This window comes from Stakelama marina (assembly GCF_018122655.1).
Lineage (GTDB): Bacteria > Pseudomonadota > Alphaproteobacteria > Sphingomonadales > Sphingomonadaceae > Sphingomonas > Sphingomonas marina.
In genome coordinates, this window is the sequence record NZ_JAGRQC010000001.1 from 436514 (window position 1) to 458277 (window position 21764).

The window sequence follows — 21764 nt, forward strand, 5'->3', positions numbered from 1 at the left end:
TCAGGAGCCCCGCGATGCCCGGGCGACATGGCATATGCTGGACGCGGACCAGTGTGTTTGCCGTCTCGGCTCCGCGGAATCGGGCCTGTCCGAGCCGGATGCCGATTCGCGACTGGAACGATATGGGGCGAACGCGCTCCCCCATGCCCGCCCGCCGGGGGCGGTGAAACTGTTTCTCAGCCAGTTCCGCAGTCCGCTGATCTATCTGCTCCTCGGCGCTGCGATCATTTCGGCGATCGTCGGCCATGGATCGGATGCGGCGTTCATCCTCGGCGTGCTTGTGCTCAACGCGGTGATCGGCGCGGTTCAGGAGGGGCGCGCCGGCGCGAGTGCGGAGGCGCTGCGCAGCATGATCCGCCAACATGCGCGGGTCCGCCGCGACGGCAAGCTCGCCGAACGCGACGCCGCGATCCTGGTGCCGGGGGACATCGTCATCGTCGAAAGCGGCGACCGCGTGCCGGGCGATATCCGCCTGTTGCGGGCGATCAATCTTCACGCCGATGAATCGTTGCTCACTGGCGAGGCGATGCCGGTCGTAAAGGATGCGGCGATCACGCTCGACGCCGATACGCGCGCGGCGGATCGGCGCAACATGCTGCACGCGGGAACGACGATCACGTCGGGCAGGGCGACCGGCATTGTCGTTGCGACCGGGTCGGCGACCGAATTGGGCCGGATCGACCTGTCGCTGCGCGAAGTCGCGTCCGAACCCCTGCCGCTGATGCGCGATCTGGCGCGTCTTTCGCGGCAGGTCGCGGTCGGGACGGTGGTGCTGCTCGCGCTGCTGGCGGTCGCGCTGGCGGCAAAGGGCAGCGGCATCGAGGAAATCCTGATGCTGGCGATCGCGCTGGCAGTTGCGACCATTCCCGAGGGCTTGCCGATTGCGGTGACCATCGCGCTCGCCGCGGCGACACGGCGCATGGCGCGGCGCAACGTCATCGTCAGGACGCTTCCCGCCGTCGAGGGGCTGGGCGCGTGCACGCTGATTGCCACCGACAAGACGGGCACGCTGACGCAGAACCGGCTGACCGTGGAGCTGTTGCTGACAGATGAGGGGCGAACGGTTGCCGAGGCCGATTGGGATCGTCCCGAACATGCGGCGACCGTAACCGCGCTGGCGCACGCCGCCCGCCAGTGCAACGAAGCGGGTGCTACCGAAGACGGCGACTTTATCGGCGACAGCGTCGACGTCGCGCTGCTCCGCTTTGCAGCGATGTTCGACCTGCCGGGCGAAGACGGCGAAGAACGGATCGAACTCTTCGCCTATGAGCCGGTCAACCGCTTTGCGAGCGTCGCGGTGCGGCGCGGCGATGGGGTGGAGGTCATTGCCAAGGGCGCGGTCGAGACGATTGCCGCGATGTGCGACCAGGTCGCGCCCGATCTGCTGGCCGCGACCGAAGAAGTGGCGCGGCAGGGCTACCGCGTGCTTGCCTTTGCGCATGGCTGTGCCGCCGATGCCGGCGCGGCAAATCTTGCGCATCCTTCGGGGCTTCGGATGATCGGCTGCACCGCATTGCTCGATCCGCTGCGGCCCGAGGCGATGGAAGCAATCGCGCATTGCCGCTCGGCAGGGATCGAGGTGCGGATGCTGACCGGCGACCATCCGGCCACCGCGCACACGATCGGGGTTCGGCTTGGTCTTGCCGATGGCGGTGACGGCGTCGTGACCGGTGCCGAACTCGACGCGCTTTCGAAGGATGAACGGGCCTTTGCCGATATGGTCGTCCGGTCGCGCGTGTTCGCGCGGATCGAGCCTGCGCAAAAGCTTCAGATCGTCAGGATCTTGCAGCAAAGCGGACACACGGTTGCCGTCACGGGCGACGGCGTGAACGATGCACCCGCGCTTCAGGCTGCCGATATCGGTGTGGCGATGGGTAGCGGCGGTACCGACGTCGCGCGCGAAGCTGCCGACCTGATCCTGACCGACGACAATTTCGCATCGATCGTTTCGGGGATCGAGGAGGGGCGCGCTGCCTATGCCAATCTTCGCCGTATCGCGATCTTTCTGATCGGCACCGGCATGGCGGAAATCAGCATGTTCGTGGGCGCGCTCGCCATGGGGCTGCCCGCACCGCTGACACCGGTTCAGATATTGTGGGCCAACCTCGTCACCGAAACCGCGCAGAATGTCGGCCTCGCGCTTGCCGGTGCGGAGGGTGACGAACTCGAACGGCCGCCACGGTCGCGCAAGTCATCGATGATCGACGGCAACGCGCTCGCCCAGATGCTCGTCCCGGCGGCGGCGATGATGCTCGTCACCGTCGCGCTGTTCGGATGGTGGTTCGAAGGCAGCGGCAGCCTCTATGATTCGCGCTCGCTCGCGTTGCTGACGGTCGTCCTGTTCCAGAACGTGTTCGTGCTCGCGGTCAGCAGCGAGCGCCGGTCGATCCTGCGTTTCAGCCCGAGGCGCAACCGGTGGCTGGTCGCCGGTGTCGGTGTCGCGCTGGGATTGCACCTGCTCGCCATGTCGTTTCCCGCGACGCGCGGCATTCTGGGGCTGGCGATGCCGAACATGGTCGAAATCGCCGCGTGCCTGGGCGGCGCGGTGATCGTTCTGGTCGCAGTGGAAATTACCAAGGCGGTGCTGCGCCAGAGACGATCGACCGGACCTTCGGCTTCAACCGCTGCGGAGTAGAACGATGATCCAAGACCTTCTCTTGCACCTGAGCAGCTATCCCGACCCGACGCCCGAAAGCGCCATCGATGCGGCCCGGCGATTGGCCGAACGGTTCGACGCATGTTTGTCGGTCGCGGTTTCGCAGACCGATCTGACGCGCCTGACGCGCTATGTCGCCAGCGGCCTGGTGACCGGCAAGGAGCTGGCGGCCGAGGAAAACCGGCGGAGCCGCGCGAACACGCTGCTGCTGCTCGAACAGGTCGAGGACCGGCTCGCGAACGTCCAGCGGGGCGGCCAGTTTTTGTTCGAGACCTTGCCGATCGCACCATCGCGCGAGCTGGTGACGCATGCCCGCGCCTATGATCTGACGATCGTGCCCGTCGACGCCCATGGCGAGGGCGACGATGTGGCACAGGCGCTGCTCTTCGGTTCAGGCCGTCCGATATTGCTCCTGCCGCAAACGCGAACCGGCGATGTTGGCCTGAAGGTTCAGATCGGCTGGGACGGAAGTGCCGCGGCCGCTCGCGCGTTGGGCGACGCGCTCCCGCTGCTTGCGCGTGCGGAAACGGTAATGCTGGTGGCGGTCATTGGCGACAAGGCGCTCGATGAAGGTACCGGGCTGGAAACGGTCGCCGCGCATCTCGAACGCCACGGCATCGCCGCGGATATCGAACATGTCGAGGCGGAAGGAAGGAACGCGGGCGCCGCGCTTCTCGCCCATGCCACCGACTGGGGAAGCGACCTGCTGGTCATGGGCGGATACGGCCATTCACGCGCGCGCGAGTTCATCCTTGGCGGTGCGACGCGCCGCGTGTTGCAGGACGCGCGGATGCCGGTGTTCCTGTCGCACTGACAGTAGCGCGGCCGGCTAGGGAAATGTTCGGACCATCAGCACGTCGCAATCGACGAAATTGAGCACCGACGATGCCGTGCTGCCGATCGTCGCCTGCGCGAACCAGCCGCGCCCGTGCGTGCCCATGACGAGCAGGTCGAAAGCGTCGTCGCGCATGACGCGGCCGATACAGGTCTGGGTCTCGCCGATCTCCAGCCGCGCCGCCGGGGGCGGGCCGTCATGGGCACTGGTATCGACCTTCGCCATGAACGCATCCATTTCCGCTGCTGCCTCGTGCGCGATTTCCTGCGCCGTTTCGCTTTCGTCGAGCCACGCGCCATAGGCGTTATGCGAACAGTGCAGCACCTCGATATGCGCCGCCGGAAACAGCGACAGCGCGGCCTGGACCGCCGCGAGCGAATGTTTCGAGAAATCGGTGGCGACGAGTATGCGCCGATACGGCCTTAGCGCGCGCTGCTTGACCACCAGAACGGGAACGTCGGAACGCCGCACGAGATGATCGACGGCGGTGCCCAGCACATGGTCCTCCACATCGTTGAACCGTGCGACCCCGGTGACGATGACGCGCGGATCGATCTGCGCGGCGGCGGAGAGGATTTCGGGTTCGACCTTGCCGGTTCTGACGATCACATCCCAGTCGCTGCTTCGATGCCCGATAATCGATTCGAGCGCCCCCTTGGCCTTGCGAAGCAACTCGTCGGCGTCCGCATCGCTGCGAACGACATGGAGGAGGACCACCGACGAGCCTAGCTGGTCGGCGATCAGAAAGGCGCGATCGGTCGCGCGGTCGCAGCGTGCGCTGAGATCGGTCGCAAGCAGGACTTTATCGGTCGGCATCATTTCCCCCTCGTCTTGCATCGGGTCAGCCCTTGTGGACCGCATGGTCGCGACGCCCGAATATGGTCGGGCGCGGGCTGGGGCGGTCGATTGCCGCCCGGACCATCCGGAATTCGGCAAGGTTGTTCATCGTGACGATGCCGATCGTCTTTCCCTGCGCATCGACGACGAAAACCGGATCGGCGCCCGTCTCGAGCGCGGCGAGCGCATCCTGTGCGGACGCCTCGGTCCTCAGGCTGACGGCGTTGCGATCGAGGATCTGCGCGATGGGCGCATCGAGACCAATCTGCTGCGTCGCAAGCATGATATCGCTGCGCGAAATCGTGCTGACGGGCGCGCCGCGCGGATCGACGACGGGGAAGCGGTCCTGTTCGCCGCGGATCAGTGCTTCGATAGCGGTCGAAAGCGGATCGACGGTTGTCAGCATGTGGACATCGTCCACCATCACATCGCCAATGCGGTACCCCGACAGGGCCTTGCGCAGGTCGACGCTCGATGCTTCGGCCGAGGCGGCGAGAAAGACGAACCCGCCGATCAGCATCAGGATCGGATGGAATATGGCGACGCCATAAGCTCCGATGGCGAGGCCGAGCAGCCTGCCGGTCCAGCTCGCTGCGCGCGTCGCCCGGTCACGGTCGAGCAGCAGCGACAGGCCGGCGCGGAAGATGCGCCCGCCGTCCATCGGAAAGGCGGGCAGCAGATTGAACAGGAAAAGCGACAGATTGGCGAGCGCGAGCAGCCCGGCAAAGTCACGCAGGCCGGACGGCATCGCCAGCCGCGCCGGATCGGCGATGCCGCCCGCTGCGATCATCAGTACGATCGCCAGGCCCAGGCTTACCGCCGGGCCGGCCGATGCGATGACGAGTTCCTGGCGCGGATCTTCGAAATTGCTCTTGATCCGGGCCATGCCGCCGATCGGGTAGAGCGTGATGTCGGGCGTCGGAATGCCATAGCGCCTCGCCGCGAGGACATGGCCGAATTCGTGGAGCACGACACATGCAAACAGCGCCGTGATGAAGGCGATGCTGAACAGCGCAGCGCGCGGCCCGCCGGCGGTCAGCGCCGATAGCCCGATCCAGGCGAGCAGCAGCAGAAAGGTCAGGTGGATGCGCACCACCGTGCCGCCGAAAGAGCCGATCGAGATCGCCCAGCGTTTTTGCATCTGTCCGTTCTCCCAGATTTCGCGAAAAGGATAGGGCGGCGCGCGCTGCGATGTGATCGGGATTGTTGCGTAGATTTGGAACGTCGGCTGCGGATAATTCCGTAAGGCGCGGCGGCGCCCGGCCCGATAGCCGCAAGGGCGTGAAAAGGTTCCGCTTCTGGCTCGTGCTCCTGCTGCTGCCCGTCGTCGTTGCGGCGGGTTTCTTCGCGTTGCGCGCTTCGCCCGCGAGCGTGAAGATGGCGGTCGCGCGTAAAGGGAATGCGGTCGAGGTCGTCTATGCGACCGGCTATGTCGAGCCGCGCCACCCGGCGCGCGTCGCCGCCCGGCTGACGGCGCCCGTCCGCTCGGTACTGGTCGATGAAGGCGACCGCGTCGTGCGCGGACAGCCGCTCATCCTGCTCGACGACCGCGAACAGCGCATGCAGGTCGCGCAGGCAGAGGCGGAGGCTTCGCGCGCCTCGCTCGATGCCGCGCGCACGCTGACGCTGTTCGGCAAGGGCTGGGTGACCAAGGCTGCACGCGACCAGGCGGTGGCATCTCGCGCCGCGTCACGCGCTGGGGCGGCGGCCGCACGCGCCCGGCTCGACCAGATGGTGGTGCGTGCCGGGCTTTCGGGCATCGTTCTGAAGCGCGACGTTCAGCCCGGCGATCTCGCCACGCCCAATGCGCAACTGATGCAGATTGGCGATCCGGGCGATCTGTGGGTGACGGCGACCGTCGATGAACGCGACGTGCCGCGCTTGCGCGCCGGGCAGCGCGCGCTGTTGAAGAGCGACGCCTGGCCCGGCCGCGTGTTGCAGGGACGGCTGGTCGAGATCACCCCCGGCGGCGATCCGACGCAGCGTGCCTTTCGCGCACGGATCGTGCCCGATACGGGCAACGGCCTGCCGATCGGGCTTAGCCTGGAGGTCAATATCGTCACGCAGCAGCATGCGCAGGCGGTCGTCGTGCCGACCAGCGCGGTGCGCGACGGCGCAGTCTGGACGATCGAGCAGGGGCGTGCGCGGCGCGTGCCGGTGACGACCGGAATCGTCGGCGCCGATAATGTGGAGATTCGTTCAGGAGTCGCCGCCGGTACGCAGGTAATCGCCGAACCGGCTGCGGACCTGAAAGCAGGTGACCGGGTGCGTCCGGCGCGCACGGGATGAGCGGGCGGCTCAACCTGCTTGCGGGGCTGGCGTTCAAGCATATCGCGCTGCGCAAGCGCCAGACGCTTGTCGCGATAAGCGGCGTCGCGGTCGGCGTGGGATTCTTCCTTGCCGTATCGGCGCTGATGATCGGCAGCCAGACCGATTTCATCAAGACGCTGATCGACGCCGCGCCGCACATCATCATCTCCGACGAGCTGCGCAGCCCGACGCCGCAACCCGCGACGCTCGCCTATCGCGGCGGCGCGGTCGCGATCCGGCATCAAAAGGCGCGGACCGAGGTGCGCGGCCTGAAGGACTGGCAGGAAATCCTGCGCGCGGTGGACGATATGCCGGGTGCGATCGGCTCGCCCAGCCTGACGGGCGGTATCACGCTGCGCCTCGGCGGGCGCGAGGAGGCGATCGGGCTGGTCGGTGTCGAACCGGGCATCGAGGCGAAGGTCAGCACGATCGAGGACAATCTGCGCGTCGGGCGGTTGCGCGATCTGGAGACGGTGCAGGGCGGCCTCATCATCGGGGAGGATCTGGCGCAGCGCATGGGACTGCAGATGGGCGATGTCGTCGGCGCAACCTCGGCGGTGGGTGGCACGCGGACACTTCGTATCGTCGGGCTGTTCAAGCGCGGCGCGGGGCAGCTCAGCGCATCGTCGGGTTATGTCCTGCTGCGCGAGGCGCAGTCGGTGCTGGGGCGGCCGTTCATCATCAACCGGATCGGTGTCCGCCTTGCCGATCCCTATGCCGCCGACGATGTCGCCGCACGGCTGGAAAGGCGCTTCGGCTACAAGGCGGAAAGCTGGCAGGAACGCTCCGCCGACTTCCTGTCGCTGCTCGTCACGCGCAACGTCATCATGTACAGTGTCGTGTCGGCGATCCTGTTGGTGGCGAGTTTCGGCATCTACACCGCGGTTTCGACCAGCGTCGCCGACAAGGTTCGCGACATCGCGATCCTTCGTTCGGTTGGCTTTTCCGAAGGCGATCTGCAACTGACCTTCGTCATCGAAGGCCTCGCGCTTGCGGCGGTCGGCATCATGCTCGGATGGCTGCTCGGCTATGGGCTGATGACGATACTCGGCTCGCTCGATTTCTCGATCAACGGCGAACACCAGTCGTTGCCGCTCGATCGTTCGGCGCGCCAATATGCGATCGCGGCTGCGGCATCGCTCGCATCCGGCGTGCTTGCCGCGTGGTTGCCGGCGCGCAAGGCGGCGCGCGTCGATCCCGTCGATATTCTGCGCAGCGCCGCATGAGCGCGATCGTCGAGGCGCGCGGCCTGACCCGCACCCTGCCGCTCGATCCGCCGGTCACGCTGGTCGATGACGCCAGCTTCGCGATCGCACCGGGAAGCTTCACCGCGATTGTCGGGCCGTCGGGGTGCGGAAAGTCATCGCTGCTCTATCTGCTCGGCATGCTCGACCGGCCCGACGACGGAACCCTGCTGATAGAAGGGCGCGATACGACGCCGCTCAGCGGTGATGCGCGGGCGCGGCTGCGCCTCGAACGCTTCGGTTTCATCTTCCAGTTTCACTTCCTGCTCCCCGAGCTGACGGCGCTGGAAAATGTCTCGCTGCCGATGCGCCGGTTGGGACGGCTCGACCGGCATGCTGCGCGCGACAGGGCGCACATGCTCCTTTCAGAGCTCGGCATCGGCGAAAAGACCGCCAAGCTGCCCGGCCATCTGTCAGGCGGCGAACGGCAGCGGGTGGCGATCGCCCGCGCGCTCGCCAACGATCCGGTACTGATCCTCGCCGACGAACCGACCGGAAGCCTCGACAGCGTCAATTCGCAGCGCGTTGTCGATACGCTGCATCAGGTTGCGGGCGAGCAGGGCAGGGCGGTCGTTTGCGTCACCCATGATGGGGCGATTGCGGCGAACGCCGATGCCCGGATCGAGATGCTCGACGGGCACATCGTGGCGGGCGGGACGATGGCGGCTTCGTAGAGTCCCCGATTCCGCCGCGCGAAACGGCGCCGCATGGTGCGCGCTGCGTTGATCGACAAATCGGGAAGACGCCATGCCGAAACCTCGTCACGATGCCACCCCCGCCTCTGGCCGTCTGCGCGAAGGCGAACGCTTCTGGCGCGACGCCGAACGCGCCCAGCACGAAGTCGTCGAATGGCTGGCGAGCGGAGCGGCGTTCGGGGGCGACCCGCCCGATCGCGTCGATACTCACGCCGCCAGCATCTTCCTGTCGGGCGACCGCGCATGGAAGCTGAAGCGTGCGGTACGCTTCGACTATCTCGATTTCTCGACGCCGGAATTGCGCAGGAAGGCGCTCGAGGCCGAGTTGCGGCTCAACCGGCGCACCGCGCCCGATCTCTACCTTGCCGTGCATCCGGTGACGCGCGAGGGCGGTGCGCTCGCCATATCGGGCGGAGGAGGGGCGGTGGACTGGCTTCTCGAGATGCGCCGCTTTCCTCAGGACAAGCTGCTCGACCGGATGGCGGAGCGCGACGCGCTCGATGATGCGACGTTGCTGGCACTCACCGACCGCGTTGCTGCCTACCACGCCGCATCGCCGGTCGATCGCGGCGGTGGCGGGGCGGCTGCGCTTCGCGAGATCATCGATGGCAATGCGGTAACCTCGGCCGCATTTCTCGATCTGCTCGACGGAGAAATCAGCGGACTCATCGAAAAGCAGCGCCACGCCGCCGAACATCTGTCGGCGCGGCTCGACGCGCGCGCGCGCCTTGGGCGTGTCCGCCACGTCCATGGCGATCTGCACCTCGGCAATATCGCGATGATCGACGGTGCGCCGACGCCGTTCGACTGCATCGAATTCGACGACGAGCTGGCCACGATCGACGTTCTGTACGACCTCGCCTTCCTGCTGATGGACCTGATCTCGCGCGGACGGGGGGACCAGGCGAATCTGGTTTTCAACCGTTATTGCGATCTTTCGGGCGACGAGGACGGCGTCGCGCTGATGCCGCTGTTCCTGTCGGTCCGCGCGACGATCCGCGCGCATGTTCTGGCGGCGACCAGCCGGCGCAACGGCGATGACGCGGCACATGCGGCAAGGGCGCGCGAGTTTCTGCGGCTCGCGCACCGGCTGATCGAACCGCAGCCGGCGGCGCTGGTCGCGATCGGCGGCTTGTCGGGATCGGGAAAATCGACGGTTGCGCGCCGGATCGCTGGGGCGTTCGGCGTTGCGCCGGGCGCACGCGTGTTGCGCAGCGACATATTGCGCAAGCGGCTCGCGAACGTTCCGCCGGAAACGACGCTACCGCCCTCCGCCTACACCCATGCGATGAACGAGATGGTCTATTCCCGACTGGGCGAACATGCCGGTGAACTGACCGGCAGCGGAAGCTTCGTCATCGCCGATGCCGTTTTCGCCGATAAGCGCGAGCGCCGGATGATCGCGCAGGTCGCGCGCTCCGAAGCCGTGCCGTTCATCGGCATCTGGCTCGACGTCGCAGAAGCGACGCGGGTCGAGCGGATCGGCGCCCGCGCGCCAGATGCTTCCGACGCGGATGCGGGCGTCGCGCGTGTGCAGTCGGGCTATGACCTGGGGTTGATCGAACCGTGGCGCAGCGTCGATGCGAACGGCTCCGCCGAAGCGGTCGCCGATCGTATCCGCAGCGTCGTTGGCGATGCTTTGACCATGGCCGGAAAAGGAAAGCCGGCGCTGGTCGAGCGGGTCTAGGGCCGGATCGCGACCTTCAGCACGCCGTCGCGCTGGTGGCCGAACAGGTCATAGGCGGTTTCGATATCGTCGAGCCCGAAATGATGCGTGACGAGTGCCGCGGTATCGACGCGCCCCGCCTCGACTGTCGCCATCAATCGGCGCATCCGCTCCTTGCCGCCCGGGCACAGCGTCGTGCGGATGCTGTTGTCGCCAAGCCCCGCCGAAAAAGCGTCGAGCGGGATCGTCAGGTCCTCTGAATAGACGCCGAGCGACGACAAGGTGCCGCCGGGACGCAGCGACCGCAGCGCGGCTTCGAACGTCGCCTGTTTGCCCAGCGCCTCGATCGCGACATCGACTCCGCGCCCCTTGGTGATGCGCATGATCGCCTCGACCGGGTCCTCGCGGGTGAAGTCGACAACGTGATCGGCGCCCATCCTGCGAGAGATTTCGACGCGGGCGGGCACCGATTCGACCGCGATGATCTCCGCCGCGCCCATCAGCCGTGCACCCGCGGTCGCGCATAGCCCGATCGGACCCTGTGCAAAGACGGCCACGATATCGCCGATACGGATGCGTCCCGATTCGGCGCCGCCGAACCCGGTCGACATGATGTCGGGGCACATCAGAACTTGCTCGTCGCTCAGCCCGTCGGGGATGGGCGCGAGGTTCGCCATCGCGTCGGGGACGAGCAGATAATCGGCCTGAGCGCCGTCGATCGTGTTGCCGAAGCGCCAACCGCCGATCGCCTTCCAGCCATGCTGCGTTCCGGCGCCGCACTGGGCATGGCAGCCATCGAGCGATGCGTTCGACCAGCCCGAAGGGGTGATCGCGCCGGCGATGACGCGCTGCCCCTCTTCATAGCCCGTGACCGCCGAACCGAGCTTTTCGATCACGCCGACGGGTTCATGGCCGATGGTCAGTCCGCTTTCGACCGGATATTCGCCCTTCAGGATGTGAATGTCCGTCCCGCAGATCGTGGTCGTCGTGATCCGGATCAGCGCGTCGAGCGGGCCCGGCTGCGGCACCGGTTTTTCGCCCAGCACGATCTCTCCCGGCTTGACGAAGATCGCCGCACGCATCTTGTCGGGCATCGCATCCTCCTGTGGTTGCGGGCATCAGGATATGCCGATGGCGCGTGCCGGTCGGTAAGCAATGTTCCGGACAAAACGGGCCGCCGGCGAACCGGCGGCCCAAGGAGGGGTCCTTCAGAAGCGCGTGCCGACGCCCACGCCGAAAACGAGCGGGTCGATATGGATGCGCGAGGTGTTGATCGTCCCGTTGGTGTCGAGCCGGGCGGTGGTGTCCATATCGATATATTTGACGTCGAAATTGAGGAATATCTTGTCGGTCAGATCGACATCGGTGCCCGCCTGAAGCGCATAGCCGAAGCTGTCGTCGAGGCTGACCTTGGTCGGCCCGATCGCGTTTTCGAGCGCGTCGCTGGCATGTTCGGAATAGAAGATCGTGTAGTTCACGCCCGCGCCGATATAGGGGCGCACCTTGGCGTCCGGCGCGAAGTGATACTGTAGCGTCAGCGTGGGCGGCAGCACCCAGGTGCTTGCGAGCGTATCGATCCCCGACAGCGTGCCGCGACCCTTCGCTTCGTGCCGCGTGGTGGCAAGGATGAGTTCGACGCCGATATGCTTGGTCGGCTTCAGCGTGAAATCCACCTCGGGCATCACGCTGTCGCCGACGCCGACTTCGCTGCCCGGAAAGCCCGGGGTCACGGGGCCGGACCGTTCTGTCGGCGATACCCAGATCGCCCGTGCGCGAACGAGGACTTCGGGGCCGTTCGACTGCGCATGGGCGGGTGCGGCGGCTGCGCCGAGCGCGACGGTGGCAATGGCGGTGGCGGTCAGTATGCGCATGGCGCTTTCTCCTTCGAAAACAACGCCAACCGGATATTCCGCGTCCGCAACAACGGCTTTGATCCAGCGCAATGGAAGGGGCTAGGTATTTTTACGGATGGGTCAGGTCTGGATGTAGCTGTTCAGGATCACCCAGAGGTTGCGCAGGAAGAAGATCACGACCCATGCCGCAAGCACGACACCGACCACGCCGAGCACGGTCAGCAGCCAGGCAGGGCGCAGGCGCGGTCCCACATCAGTCCTCCGCCACCGCATCGCGGCGCTCCGCAGCCGCGCGGTCCATCAGCGCGACCACCTCATCGTCCGACGTCTGCGTGAAATCTGCATAATGCGCGCCGACGGCGTGAAACGGATAGGGCGTTTCCAGACAGATAACCGCGTCCGCCTGCCCGCGAAGCTCGGCGAGCGTGTCCGCGGGCGCGACGGGAACCGCCAGGATCAGCCGCGCCGCCCCCGCCTTGCGCACGCCGCGAAGCGCCGCCCGGATCGTCCCCCCCGTGGCGATGCCGTCATCGACCAGCACCACGTCTCGCCCGCGAATGGGGATTGGCGACCGTTCGCCCAGATAGGCCTTTCGCCGACGCTCTATTTCCTTGAGCTGGCGCTGCATTTCGTGACGGATATAGTCCGGGCTGGGGGCGAGCTGCCGCACGACATCCTCGTTCAGCAGGAGTTGCGGATCGTCGCCATCGACGACCGCGCCGATACCGAGTTCCTCATATCCCGGCGCTCCCAGCTTGCGCACCACGAGCAGGTCGAGATCGGCGTGTAGCGCATGGGCGACCTCATAGGCGACGGGTACACCGCCGCGCGGCAATGCCAGCACCAGCGGATCGCGCAACCGTTCGCGCCGGACCGCGGCTGCAAGCTTGCGCCCGGCATCGTGGCGGTCGGCAAAGGCGGGGCGGTGGAGCATCATGTTTCTCCTTCCGGTCAGTCCGCGACCAGATGCGTTCGGAACCACCGTGTGGCATGTCCGATGACCTGATCGAGCGTGCCCGGTTCCTCGAACAGATGATGGGCGCCGGGCACGATGACGAGTTCGCGTTCGCAGTGCAGGTGCCGCATCGCGGTGCGGTTGAGTTCGATCACCGGCAGGTCGCGGCTGCCGACGATCAACTGTGTCGGTGCGCGGACATGCCCCAGCGCTTCCGCCCCGGCCAGGTCGGGGCGCCCGCCGCGCGACACCACGGCGCGGCAGAGGTCGGGCGCCTTGGCCGCGGCATAAAGTGCCGCCCCGCCGCCGGTGCTCGCACCGAAATACCCGATCGGCAGCGTCGCCGCTTCTTCGTACTGGCTCACCCAGCGTGCCGCGACGAGCAGGCGCGAGGCAAGCAGCGCGATGTCGAACACGTTGCGTCGGTCGGCTTCTTCTTCGGGGTGAAGCAGGTCGAGCAGGAGCGTGCCCAGCCCCTCGTTGCGCAGCGCGGCGGCGACGTGATTGTTGCGCGGGCTCAGCCGTCCGCTCCCGCTGCCATGGGCAAAGACGACGACGCCCTGCGCGCCGCGCGGTACGCTAAGAAAGCCGGTAAGCTTCTCCGCGCCGATGCTGACTTCGTGCTGGTCGGTGGAAATGGTCGCCATGGCTTACAGTCCGAATGGATAGGTTTCGGGGGCGCCGCGCGGATGTTCGCGGCCGAGCGGGGTGACGGCACGGGTTTCTTCGAACCACACCATCGCGTCGAATTGTTCGGCGAGCACCGCCTGGAAATAGTGGCTCGCATACTCGGTCTCGGGCCGATAGATCACTCCGATCGCGCGCTCGAGCAGCGGCTCGCGAAGCTGTTCGCGAAGATGGTGCCGGCCGGGTTCGCGCCAGTCGGTCAGCGAGCGGGCAAGGCCGGTCCGCCGGAATGCCGCTTCATAGCTGTCGTCACGCGCGGGGCGGACGCGCTTGATCTCCATGTCGCCGTCCCAGTTGCTCGCCGCCGCAACGGTGCCGCGATCGGTGCCGAAACCGATCGAGACCGCTTCGCCGCCATGCGCCATGCGCGCCAGTTCGCCGATGTTGAATTCGCCCTGCCAGCCCATCGCGGTCGCAGCGGCGTTGCCGACATGGCTGTTATGCGCCCAGACGACGGCCTTTGCCCCGTCGCCGCGATGCGCGAGCAGCGCCTGGAGCGTGCCGAACATGTGCCGGTCGCGCAGATTCCAGCTTTCCGCCCCGCCGCGGTACATCGCGCGGTAATAGCGTTCGGCGGCGCGCACGATGCGCGCATTCTGGACCGCGTCGAACCAGCGTTCCCCGTCATTCGCAAGATATTCGAGCCGCTTGACGAGAAGCTCGCGAAGCTGCGCGACGACCGCATCCTCGCAGGCCGAACTGCCCGAAGAGATCGCTGCGCGGCCATATCCGGCGGGATCGTCCTGCCAGGGCGTCAGGCAGCCATAGCGCTGCCGCGCCCGTGCCGCCGCATCGGGATCGACGCCGTCGAGATACGTCAGCACGGCATGGATCGACTCGCTGAGCGAATAAACGTCGAGGCCGTGAAACGAGGCGCGGTCCTGCTCGGCAAGCTTCTCATTATGTCCGCGCAGCCAGTCGGCGAACTGCAGCACCTCGATATTGCGCCACATCCAGGTCGGAAAACGGACGAAGCTGTCGCCCCGACGCGGGCGCAGCGCCTGATGCCGGACATAATCGTCGATCCGCGCGGCATCGGGCCAGTCGGCTTCTACCGCGACGATGGAAAAGCCGTGGCGTTCGATCAGGCGGCGCGTGATGGCGGAGCGCGCGCGGTAGAATTCGGACGTGCCGTGCGTCGCTTCGCCGAGCAGCACCACCCGGGCATCGCCATAGCGATCGAAAAAGGCGCCGAACGCATCATGGTCGTCGGGATGGGGCAGCGGCTCCGCTTCCGCGCGCAGCAGGTTGACCATCGCGTCGGATGGACCGCGCTTTTCGGTCAGCTGTTCGATATAGCTCATCGGCCGATCTCCGGTTTGTCGCGGCAAGTGGCCCGCGCTCGGACGGCATTGTCGAAGCTTCGCCCAGCTTGTCGGCGCGATCACTTCGCAATGTTACGGAACCGGCGGGGAAGGGCGGGGCGATCAATCGGGAATCAGCACCGCGGCCCCCGACAGCGCACCGTCGCGCACCGCCTGAACGGCTTCGTTCGCCGCCGACAAAGGAAAGGTCGTCACGGTCGTCGCGACCGGGATCTGACCCGCCAGCGTGAAGAAGTGGCGGCCGTCGTCGCGCGTCAGGTTGGCGACCGAACGAACCACGCGTTCGCCCCACAGATTGGCATAGGGAAAGGATGGGATGTCGCTCATATGGATGCCCGCGCACACCACGGTCCCGCCCTTTCGCACCGCCTTCAATGCTGCCGGGACCAGGGCTCCGACCGGTGCGAACAGGATCGCCGCGTCCAACTCCTGCGGCGGAACTTCGTCCGATCCACCCGCCCAGCGGCACCCCAGCGCGCGGGCGAAATCCTGTCCCTGTTCGTCACCGGGACGGGTCAGCGCGAAGACGTCGCAGCCTTCCCATATGGCGGCCTGTGCGACGATATGCGCCGCTGCGCCGAAACCGTACAAGCCCAGCCGCGATCCGTTTCCGGCCATGCGCAGGGACCGGTGGCCGATTAGCCCGGCGCACAGCAGCGGTGCCGCATGAACGTCGTCGAACGCGTCGGGAATGGGAAAGCAGAAACGCGCATCGGCGACGATATGGGTGGCATAGCCCCCATCGCGCGTTGCGCCGGTGAACTGCGGATGATCGCAAAGATTTTCCTGCCCGGCCTCGCAGTAGAAACAATCGCCGCAGGTCGATGCGAGCCAGGGAACGCCGATGCGTTCGCCGATCTCGCGACCCGATACGCCTTCGCCCATCGCCACCACGCGGCCGACGACCTCGTGCCCCGGGATGACGGGAAGGTTTGCGGGCACGTCGCCGTCGATCACGTGCAGATCGGTACGGCAGACACCGCACGCCGCCACCTCGATCAGCACTTCGCCATGGCCCGGCTCCGGAATGGCGCGTTCGACCGGGCGCAGCGCCGCGCCGACCCGGTCAAGCTGCATCGCTCGCATCTTCGGCATGTCCGATCCTCGTCAGCCCATGAGGGCGTGCAACCCTAGGCCCGTCGCAGAACCGCCGGGATCGGTAATGCTACGGTGCGGCTCCGTACAATTGCGGAGAGCCATCTTTCTTCGCGGTCCTGCACAACAGTCGGGCACGAGTCGACGGAGGACAGAATGAGTCACGCGTTGGTCATCGACGGCAACAGGGAAGTCAGCCGCGTCATTACCGACCAGCTGTGCGCGCTTGGATTCAAGAGCATCGCGCACGCCTGGACCGAGGAGGAAGCGGTGGAGGCCGCCGACATTCGCGAGCCCGACCTGGTCGTCGTCGGCGATCAGATTATCGAAGGCTCCGCAATCGATGCCGGTCGCCGGATCGCCCAGCGCCACGACGTTCCGATGCTGCTCGTCACCGGCGACGCCGCGCGCGTGAAAAAGTCGTTGCCAGCCGGCGCGCATATCGACGGCCCGTTCAAGATGGATGCCATGCGAGACGCGGTGGAGCGTTCGAGACAGGTAGGATCGAACGACAGCTTCTAGGCGTTCGGGCTCCGTATCAGCCAAGGAGACCGTCGCATGAGTTTTTACATCGCTACCACGCTGCCGCTGTCGCTCGACGATGCCGAGGCCCGCGTCGAGGCGGCGCTGAAGGACGAAGGGTTCGGCGTGCTGACGCGGATCGATATCGCCGCCACGCTGAAGGAAAAGATCGGCGCCGATTTCCAGCCTTACCGGATTCTCGGCGCGTGCAATCCCAAGCTTGCGCATGAGGCGCTTCAGATCGAAGACAAGGTCGGCACGATGCTGCCCTGCAACGTCATCGTTCAGCAGAAAAAGGAGGGCGAGACAGAGGTTGCCGCGGTCGATCCGGTGGCGTCGATGCAGGCGATCGACAATCCCGATCTTGCAAAGGCGGCCGATCAGGTGCGCGCCAAGCTGCAACGCGTGATCGACAGCCTGGCTTAGGCCGGCGACTTCAGTTCGGTATATAGCCGTTCGACATCGGCGCGGCGCGCAAGGTCGGTGCCGGGGGTCAGCAGTGCGGCTGCCCCCGCCGCAACGCCATAGCGCGCCGCGGCATCGAGCTCCCAACCGCGAGACAGTGCCAGCACCAGCGCCGCGACCATCGTGTCACCGGCGCCGATCCCGCTGACCGTGCGCACCTGTGGCGCGGCAATTTGCTGCGCAGCATTTTCGGTCACGAGCAGCGCCCCCGCCGCGCCCAGCGAAAGCAATATCGCGTGCGCTCCATGCGAGCGCAGCATCGCGCGCGCCGCCGTAATGCGCGTCTCGGTGTCGGGCAGGGCGTGTCCGGCAATCGCCTCGAGCTCGCTCAGGCTCGGTTTGACCAGCCATGCGCCAAGCGCTGAAGCCTCGACCAGTCCGGCTCCCGAACTGTCGAGGATGGCGCGGCAATCGTTCGCGGTGCACCATGTCCTCAATCGCGCGAAAAAATCGTTTCCGACGCCGGGCGGCAGGCTGCCGCTGACGACGAGGTAGGACGCTTTCGGAGACAGGCCGTCGATCCGCTCGATCAGCGATCGCTGCGCAGCAATATCGACGTCGGGTCCCGGCAGGACGAAGCGATATTGCCTGCCGGTATCGGCTTCGGTGATGGCGAAGCTTTCGCGTGTCAGCCCCGAAATCGCGACGGTCGCGAACGGCACCGAAGCTTCGTCGAGAAGCCGCTCGATCATGTCTCCGGCCGGGCCGCCCGCCGGAAAGACCGCGCACGCCTCTCCGCCCATTTCGATCACCGCGCGCGCGACATTGATTCCTCCGCCGCCCGCATCGTGCAGCGGGGGCGTGCAGCGCAACTTGTGCGTCGGGCGAACGACCGGCGTTGTCGAAGCGATGTCGAGCGCCGGGTTGAGCGTCAGCGTCGCGATCACGCCGCCGCGACGTCCCGGGCGGATTCGACCTTGGCGAGATGGCGCAGTGTCGTCACGAAGCTGTCGGGGTTCAGCGAGATGCTGTCGATGCCATGTTCGACCAGCATTGCTGCGAATTCGGGATAGTTGCTCGGCGCCTGGCCGCATATCCCGACCTTCGCCCCGCATTCATGCGCCCTCGCGATCAGGCTGGCGATGCTGCGCGTAACCGCCGGGTCGCGCTCATCGAACAACGGCGCGAGCAGATCGGAATCGCGGTCGATGCCCAGGGTCAGTTGCGTCAGGTCATTCGACCCGATCGAAAAGCCGTCGAACCGCTTCGCAAATTCCTCGGCAAGCACGATATTGGCGGGTATTTCGGCCATGACATAGACCTGAAGCCCCTTGTCGCCGCGCGCCAGCCCGTTTTTCGACATTTCGGCGAGTACCTTGTCGGCTTCGCCCAGCGTCCGGCAAAACGGGACCATCACCACGACATTGGTAAAGCCCATCGTTTCGCGAACGCGTTTCAACGCCGCGCACTCGAGCGCAAATCCCTCGCGATAGCGCTCGTGATAATAACGAGAGGCGCCGCGAAAGCCGATCATCGGATTCGCTTCGCGCTCCTCGAAATCGGCGCCGCCCAGCAGGTGCGCATATTCGTTGCTCTTAAAGTCGCTCAGGCGGACGATCACCGGATGCGGGTGATAGGCCGACGCGATGCGCGCGATGCCCTGCGCCAGTGTATCGACGAAATAATCCTTCGGATCGGCGAAGCCGCGCGTGCGCTCTGCAATGGCGCTCCGCGTGGCGGCGTCCTCGACGCGCTCGGGATGGACGAGTGCCATGGGATGCACGCGGATCAGCGTGCCGATGATGAACTCCATGCGGGCGAGGCCGATCCCCTTTGCCGGCAGCCGCCACCAACGGAACGCGGCCGACGGACTGGCGATGTTGACCATCAGTTTTGTGGCGGTGTCGGGCAGTGTGCCGATATCGATATCTTCATGGCTGAAGGGCAGCGCGCCGCGATAGAGCTTGCCGCGATCGCCCTCGGCGCAGGACAGGGTCAGCACTTCGCCTGGCTTTACGATATGCGTCGCGTTGCTCGTGCCGACCACCGCGGGCACGCCCAGTTCGCGCGCGACGATGGCGGCATGGCTCGTCGGGCCGCCATGGTCGGTGACGATCCCTTTCGCGCGGCGCATTGCCGGCACCCAGTCCGGGTCGGTCGTCGCGGCGATCATGATCGCACCTTCGGGAAAGGCGGCGAGGTCGTCGGTCGAATGGACGACATAGGCGGGCCCGCTCGCGATGCTGTCGCCTACCGCCGCTCCGCTGGCGACGGGCGTTGCCTCCGCGTCGAGCCGCCAGTTGCGCAGCACCGTGTTCGACCGCGTGGACTGGACGGTTTCGGGACGCGCCTGGACGATGAACAGCTTGCCGGTTTCGCCGTCCTTGGCCCATTCCATGTCCATCGGTCGCCCGTAATGCGCTTCGATCGCCGCGGCCCAGCGCGCAAGCAGCAGAACCTCGTCGTCATCGAGAACCAGCGCGCGGCGTTCACTTGTGGTCGTGGCGACGAGCGAGGTCCGCGCGCTGCCGCCGCTCCCGTAAACGAGCTTCTGCGCCTTCTCGCCCAGCTCCTTGCCGACGATGGGACTGTATGCGCCATCGTCCAGCAGCGGTTTGAACACCATATACCGATCGGGATCGACGCTTCCCTGAACCACGGTTTCACCCAGCCCCCAGGCGGCGCTGATGACGACCGTTCGGGGAAATCCGCTATCGGGATCGATGGAGAACATCACCCCCGATCCGGCAAGGTCTGACCGCACCATCGCCTGAATGCCGATCGACAGTGCGACGTCGAGATGGTCGAAGCCCTTGGCCTCGCGATAGGCAATGGCGCGGTCCGTGAACAGCGAGGCATAGCAGCGCCGGCAAGCATCGATCAGCGCGCGCTCGCCGACGATGTTGAGAAAGGTTTCCTGTTGCCCGGCGAAGCTCGCATCGGGCAGGTCTTCCGCCGTCGCGCTAGACCGGACGGCAACCGCCGCTTCTGCCTTGCCGACGCGTTCGGACAGCCGGCGATAGCCCTGGGCGACCGCATCGGTGAGCGCGGCGGGAAGCTCTGCCTCCAGAAACAGGCGGCGGACTGCTTCGCCGGTTTCTTCCAGCGTGCTGCTCTTGCTGCGATAGGCCGCCATTGCGGCTTTCAGCGGTGCTTCGATGCCTGCGTCGCGAACGAAGGCGCGATACGCGTCCGCCGTCGTGGCGAAACCGGGCGGTACCGCGATCCCCTTTGGCGTGAGCGCCGAAATCATCTCGCCCAGCGAAGCGTTCTTGCCGCCGACGACGGGCACATCGGTGACGCGCAAATCCTCGAACCAGCGGACCGGAGCGGCGGTGACGGCGGGTTCGGCAACAGCTTGATCGTCCATGCGCGCACCCTCTCGCAGCGACCGTTCGTGTGATATTGGGAAAGCTACGGACCCCGCCGGGTCAAGCCATGGTTGCAAGCAGTTCGTCGATCGACAGGCTGGCAAAGGTCGTCAGCGTGTCGGCAATGCCATAGGGCAGGATCAGCGTCCGGCCATGAACCAGCCCGCCGCAGCTATAGACGACGTTGGGGACATAGCCGTTCCGCGCCCGGGACGATGGCGTCAGGATCGGCGACCGCGTGCGCGCCAGCAGCTTGGAAGGGTCGTCACGATCGAGCAGACACGCGCCGATACAGTAATTGCGTACCGCGCCGACCCCGTGCGTCAGCACCAGCCAGCCCTCGTCGATTTCCAGCGGTGCGCCGCAATTGCCGATCTGGATGAACTCCCACGGCCATCGCGGGCGGATGATCGCGGCGCCGCTTTCCCAGTGATACAGGTCGCTCGACCGCAGCAGCCAGATATTCTCATGGTCCTGCCGTCCCAGCATGGCGTAATAGCCGTCGAGCCGACGCGGGAAGAGCGCCATTCCCTTTGTCGGCGCGTATTTTCCGCCCAGCGCCTGCAGCTCGAAGGTGCGAAAATCGGTGGTGCGCAGCACTTCCTGCCGGATCGTCTCGCCGCCTACTGCGGTATAGGTGCCCAGATGGACGGTCTGGCAGTCGTCATCGGTAAAGGGCGTCAGGCGCAGGTCTTCCAGCCCGTGCCGCCGGTGCCAGGTAAAGGGGAAGATCACGATGGCCGACAGGTCGTCGGTATCGCCGAACGACAGGCGTAGCCCCGGATCGTCCGGCGTTCCCCCGGGCACCAGCTCGATCTGCGGCGACACCGCGCGCTCGCTCGGCGGATCGAGCGTGATGGCGCCGCCCTTCGCGATGATGCCGCTCTGGAAGATGATCGACGAGACATGGCCTTCGCCGACCGCGCGCAGCGACATCAGGAAACGCAACTCGCCGGGTTCGACGCCCTTCTGTTCGGGATGGGCGACGATCGAGGGGTTGAACAGCGCCGCTGCCTCGAACGAATATTCCTCGCTGAAATACGCGCCGATCAGGCGGCGCCGCACCGGGTCGAGCGTGCCGCCGTCTTCGTCCGGCGGCACGACCTCGTGAAAACGCCGGTCGAGCACAGCGGCGACATTGTCGTGCCGGTGCGCCAGGCGGCGTTCGATACGCGCGAGCTCGCGCTTGACCTCGGCGACGGGAAGCGACTGGATGCGGGCAATGACATCGCCCTCGCGGGATGCCGTGGCGCCTTCTGCCGCGAATGGATTTTCGGCCGGGATAAACGGACGCAAGACCGTGCGACC

The 21764-nt window shown here is 66.3% G+C and carries 20 protein-coding genes; 8 read left to right on the top strand and 12 right to left on the bottom strand.

Annotated features, from left to right (window positions below; all coding sequences use genetic code 11):
* The first annotated feature begins 34 nt into the window (after positions 1-34).
* Both J7S20_RS02060 and J7S20_RS02065 read left to right on the top strand, forming a co-directional pair.
* Positions 35-2635, top strand: coding sequence for a cation-translocating P-type ATPase (locus tag J7S20_RS02060; protein WP_284053375.1), 2601 nt, complete (start codon positions 35-37; stop codon positions 2633-2635).
* Positions 2636-2639: 4 nt separating this feature from the next.
* On the top strand, positions 2640-3470 hold the full coding sequence (locus tag J7S20_RS02065; protein WP_284052570.1) for a universal stress protein: 831 nt from the start codon (positions 2640-2642) through the stop codon (positions 3468-3470).
* A 15-nt stretch (positions 3471-3485) separates the two neighbouring features.
* Here the strand turns inward: J7S20_RS02065 and J7S20_RS02070 are convergent, their stop codons facing one another.
* A complete protein-coding gene (locus J7S20_RS02070) occupies positions 3486-4307 on the bottom strand; it encodes a universal stress protein (RefSeq protein WP_284052571.1) in 822 nt (273 codons plus the stop codon).
* Between the two features lie 25 nt (positions 4308-4332).
* On the bottom strand, positions 4333-5469 hold the full coding sequence (locus J7S20_RS02075) for a site-2 protease family protein (RefSeq protein ID WP_284052572.1): 1137 nt from the start codon (positions 5467-5469) through the stop codon (positions 4333-4335).
* A gap of 140 nt (positions 5470-5609) precedes the next feature.
* Here J7S20_RS02075 and J7S20_RS02080 point away from each other — a divergent pair, with 140 nt between their 5' ends.
* The 4 genes from J7S20_RS02080 (at position 5610) to J7S20_RS02095 (ending at position 10264) form a co-directional block, all read left to right on the top strand.
* Positions 5610-6617: an efflux RND transporter periplasmic adaptor subunit gene (locus J7S20_RS02080; protein ID WP_284052573.1), complete on the top strand. Its 1008-nt coding sequence runs from the start codon at positions 5610-5612 to the stop codon at positions 6615-6617.
* On the top strand, positions 6614-7864 hold the full coding sequence (locus J7S20_RS02085) for an ABC transporter permease (protein ID WP_284052574.1): 1251 nt from the start codon (positions 6614-6616) through the stop codon (positions 7862-7864). Before J7S20_RS02080 ends, J7S20_RS02085 begins: the two co-directional genes overlap by 4 nt.
* Positions 7861-8556, top strand: coding sequence for an ABC transporter ATP-binding protein (locus J7S20_RS02090; protein ID WP_284052575.1), 696 nt, complete (start codon positions 7861-7863; stop codon positions 8554-8556). Before J7S20_RS02085 ends, J7S20_RS02090 begins: the two co-directional genes overlap by 4 nt.
* Positions 8557-8629: 73 nt before the next feature.
* Complete coding sequence (locus tag J7S20_RS02095) at positions 8630-10264, top strand: bifunctional aminoglycoside phosphotransferase/ATP-binding protein (RefSeq protein ID WP_284052576.1); 1635 nt, start codon at positions 8630-8632, stop codon at positions 10262-10264.
* Here J7S20_RS02095 and J7S20_RS02100 read toward each other — a convergent pair.
* From J7S20_RS02100 to J7S20_RS02130, 7 genes are all read right to left on the bottom strand, one after another.
* Positions 10261-11337: an NAD(P)-dependent alcohol dehydrogenase gene (locus J7S20_RS02100; protein WP_284052577.1), complete on the bottom strand. Its 1077-nt coding sequence runs from the start codon at positions 11335-11337 to the stop codon at positions 10261-10263. The two genes, J7S20_RS02095 and J7S20_RS02100, sit on opposite strands and share 4 nt — an antisense overlap.
* 114 nt (positions 11338-11451) lie before the next feature.
* Complete coding sequence (locus tag J7S20_RS02105) at positions 11452-12114, bottom strand: OmpW/AlkL family protein (RefSeq protein ID WP_284052578.1); 663 nt, start codon at positions 12112-12114, stop codon at positions 11452-11454.
* 102 nt (positions 12115-12216) lie between these two features.
* Positions 12217-12348: a hypothetical protein gene (locus J7S20_RS02110; RefSeq protein WP_284052579.1), complete on the bottom strand. Its 132-nt coding sequence runs from the start codon at positions 12346-12348 to the stop codon at positions 12217-12219.
* 1 nt (position 12349) lies between these two features.
* Positions 12350-13033: a phosphoribosyltransferase gene (locus tag J7S20_RS02115; protein WP_284052580.1), complete on the bottom strand. Its 684-nt coding sequence runs from the start codon at positions 13031-13033 to the stop codon at positions 12350-12352.
* Between the two features lie 14 nt (positions 13034-13047).
* Positions 13048-13698, bottom strand: a complete 651-nt coding sequence (locus J7S20_RS02120) for a dienelactone hydrolase family protein (protein WP_284052581.1) — start codon at positions 13696-13698, stop codon at positions 13048-13050.
* A 3-nt stretch (positions 13699-13701) separates the two neighbouring features.
* A complete protein-coding gene (locus J7S20_RS02125; protein ID WP_284052582.1) occupies positions 13702-15042 on the bottom strand; it encodes an erythromycin esterase family protein in 1341 nt (446 codons plus the stop codon).
* A 123-nt stretch (positions 15043-15165) separates the two neighbouring features.
* Positions 15166-16158: a zinc-dependent alcohol dehydrogenase family protein gene (locus J7S20_RS02130; protein WP_284052583.1), complete on the bottom strand. Its 993-nt coding sequence runs from the start codon at positions 16156-16158 to the stop codon at positions 15166-15168.
* 156 nt (positions 16159-16314) lie between these two features.
* Between J7S20_RS02130 and J7S20_RS02135 the strand changes: the two genes are divergently transcribed.
* Positions 16315-16680 carry an ANTAR domain-containing protein gene (locus J7S20_RS02135; RefSeq protein ID WP_284052584.1) on the top strand — a complete coding sequence of 122 codons (366 nt, stop codon included), beginning with the start codon at positions 16315-16317 and terminating at the stop codon, positions 16678-16680.
* A 36-nt stretch (positions 16681-16716) separates the two neighbouring features.
* Positions 16717-17106: a DUF302 domain-containing protein gene (locus J7S20_RS02140; RefSeq protein WP_284052585.1), complete on the top strand. Its 390-nt coding sequence runs from the start codon at positions 16717-16719 to the stop codon at positions 17104-17106.
* Here J7S20_RS02140 and J7S20_RS02145 read toward each other — a convergent pair.
* The 3 genes from J7S20_RS02145 to J7S20_RS02155 all read right to left on the bottom strand — a co-directional run bounded on the left by J7S20_RS02145 (position 17103) and on the right by J7S20_RS02155 (position 21752).
* Positions 17103-18032 carry a 1-phosphofructokinase family hexose kinase gene (locus J7S20_RS02145; RefSeq protein ID WP_284052586.1) on the bottom strand — a complete coding sequence of 310 codons (930 nt, stop codon included), beginning with the start codon at positions 18030-18032 and terminating at the stop codon, positions 17103-17105. The genes J7S20_RS02140 and J7S20_RS02145 overlap by 4 nt on opposite strands.
* A complete protein-coding gene (gene ppsA / locus J7S20_RS02150; RefSeq protein WP_284052587.1) occupies positions 18029-20455 on the bottom strand; it encodes a phosphoenolpyruvate synthase in 2427 nt (808 codons plus the stop codon). The genes J7S20_RS02145 and ppsA overlap by 4 nt, the downstream gene beginning before the upstream one ends.
* 61 nt (positions 20456-20516) lie before the next feature.
* On the bottom strand, positions 20517-21752 hold the full coding sequence (locus tag J7S20_RS02155; RefSeq protein ID WP_284052588.1) for a glycoside hydrolase family 130 protein: 1236 nt from the start codon (positions 21750-21752) through the stop codon (positions 20517-20519).
* Positions 21753-21764: the final 12 nt, after the last annotated feature.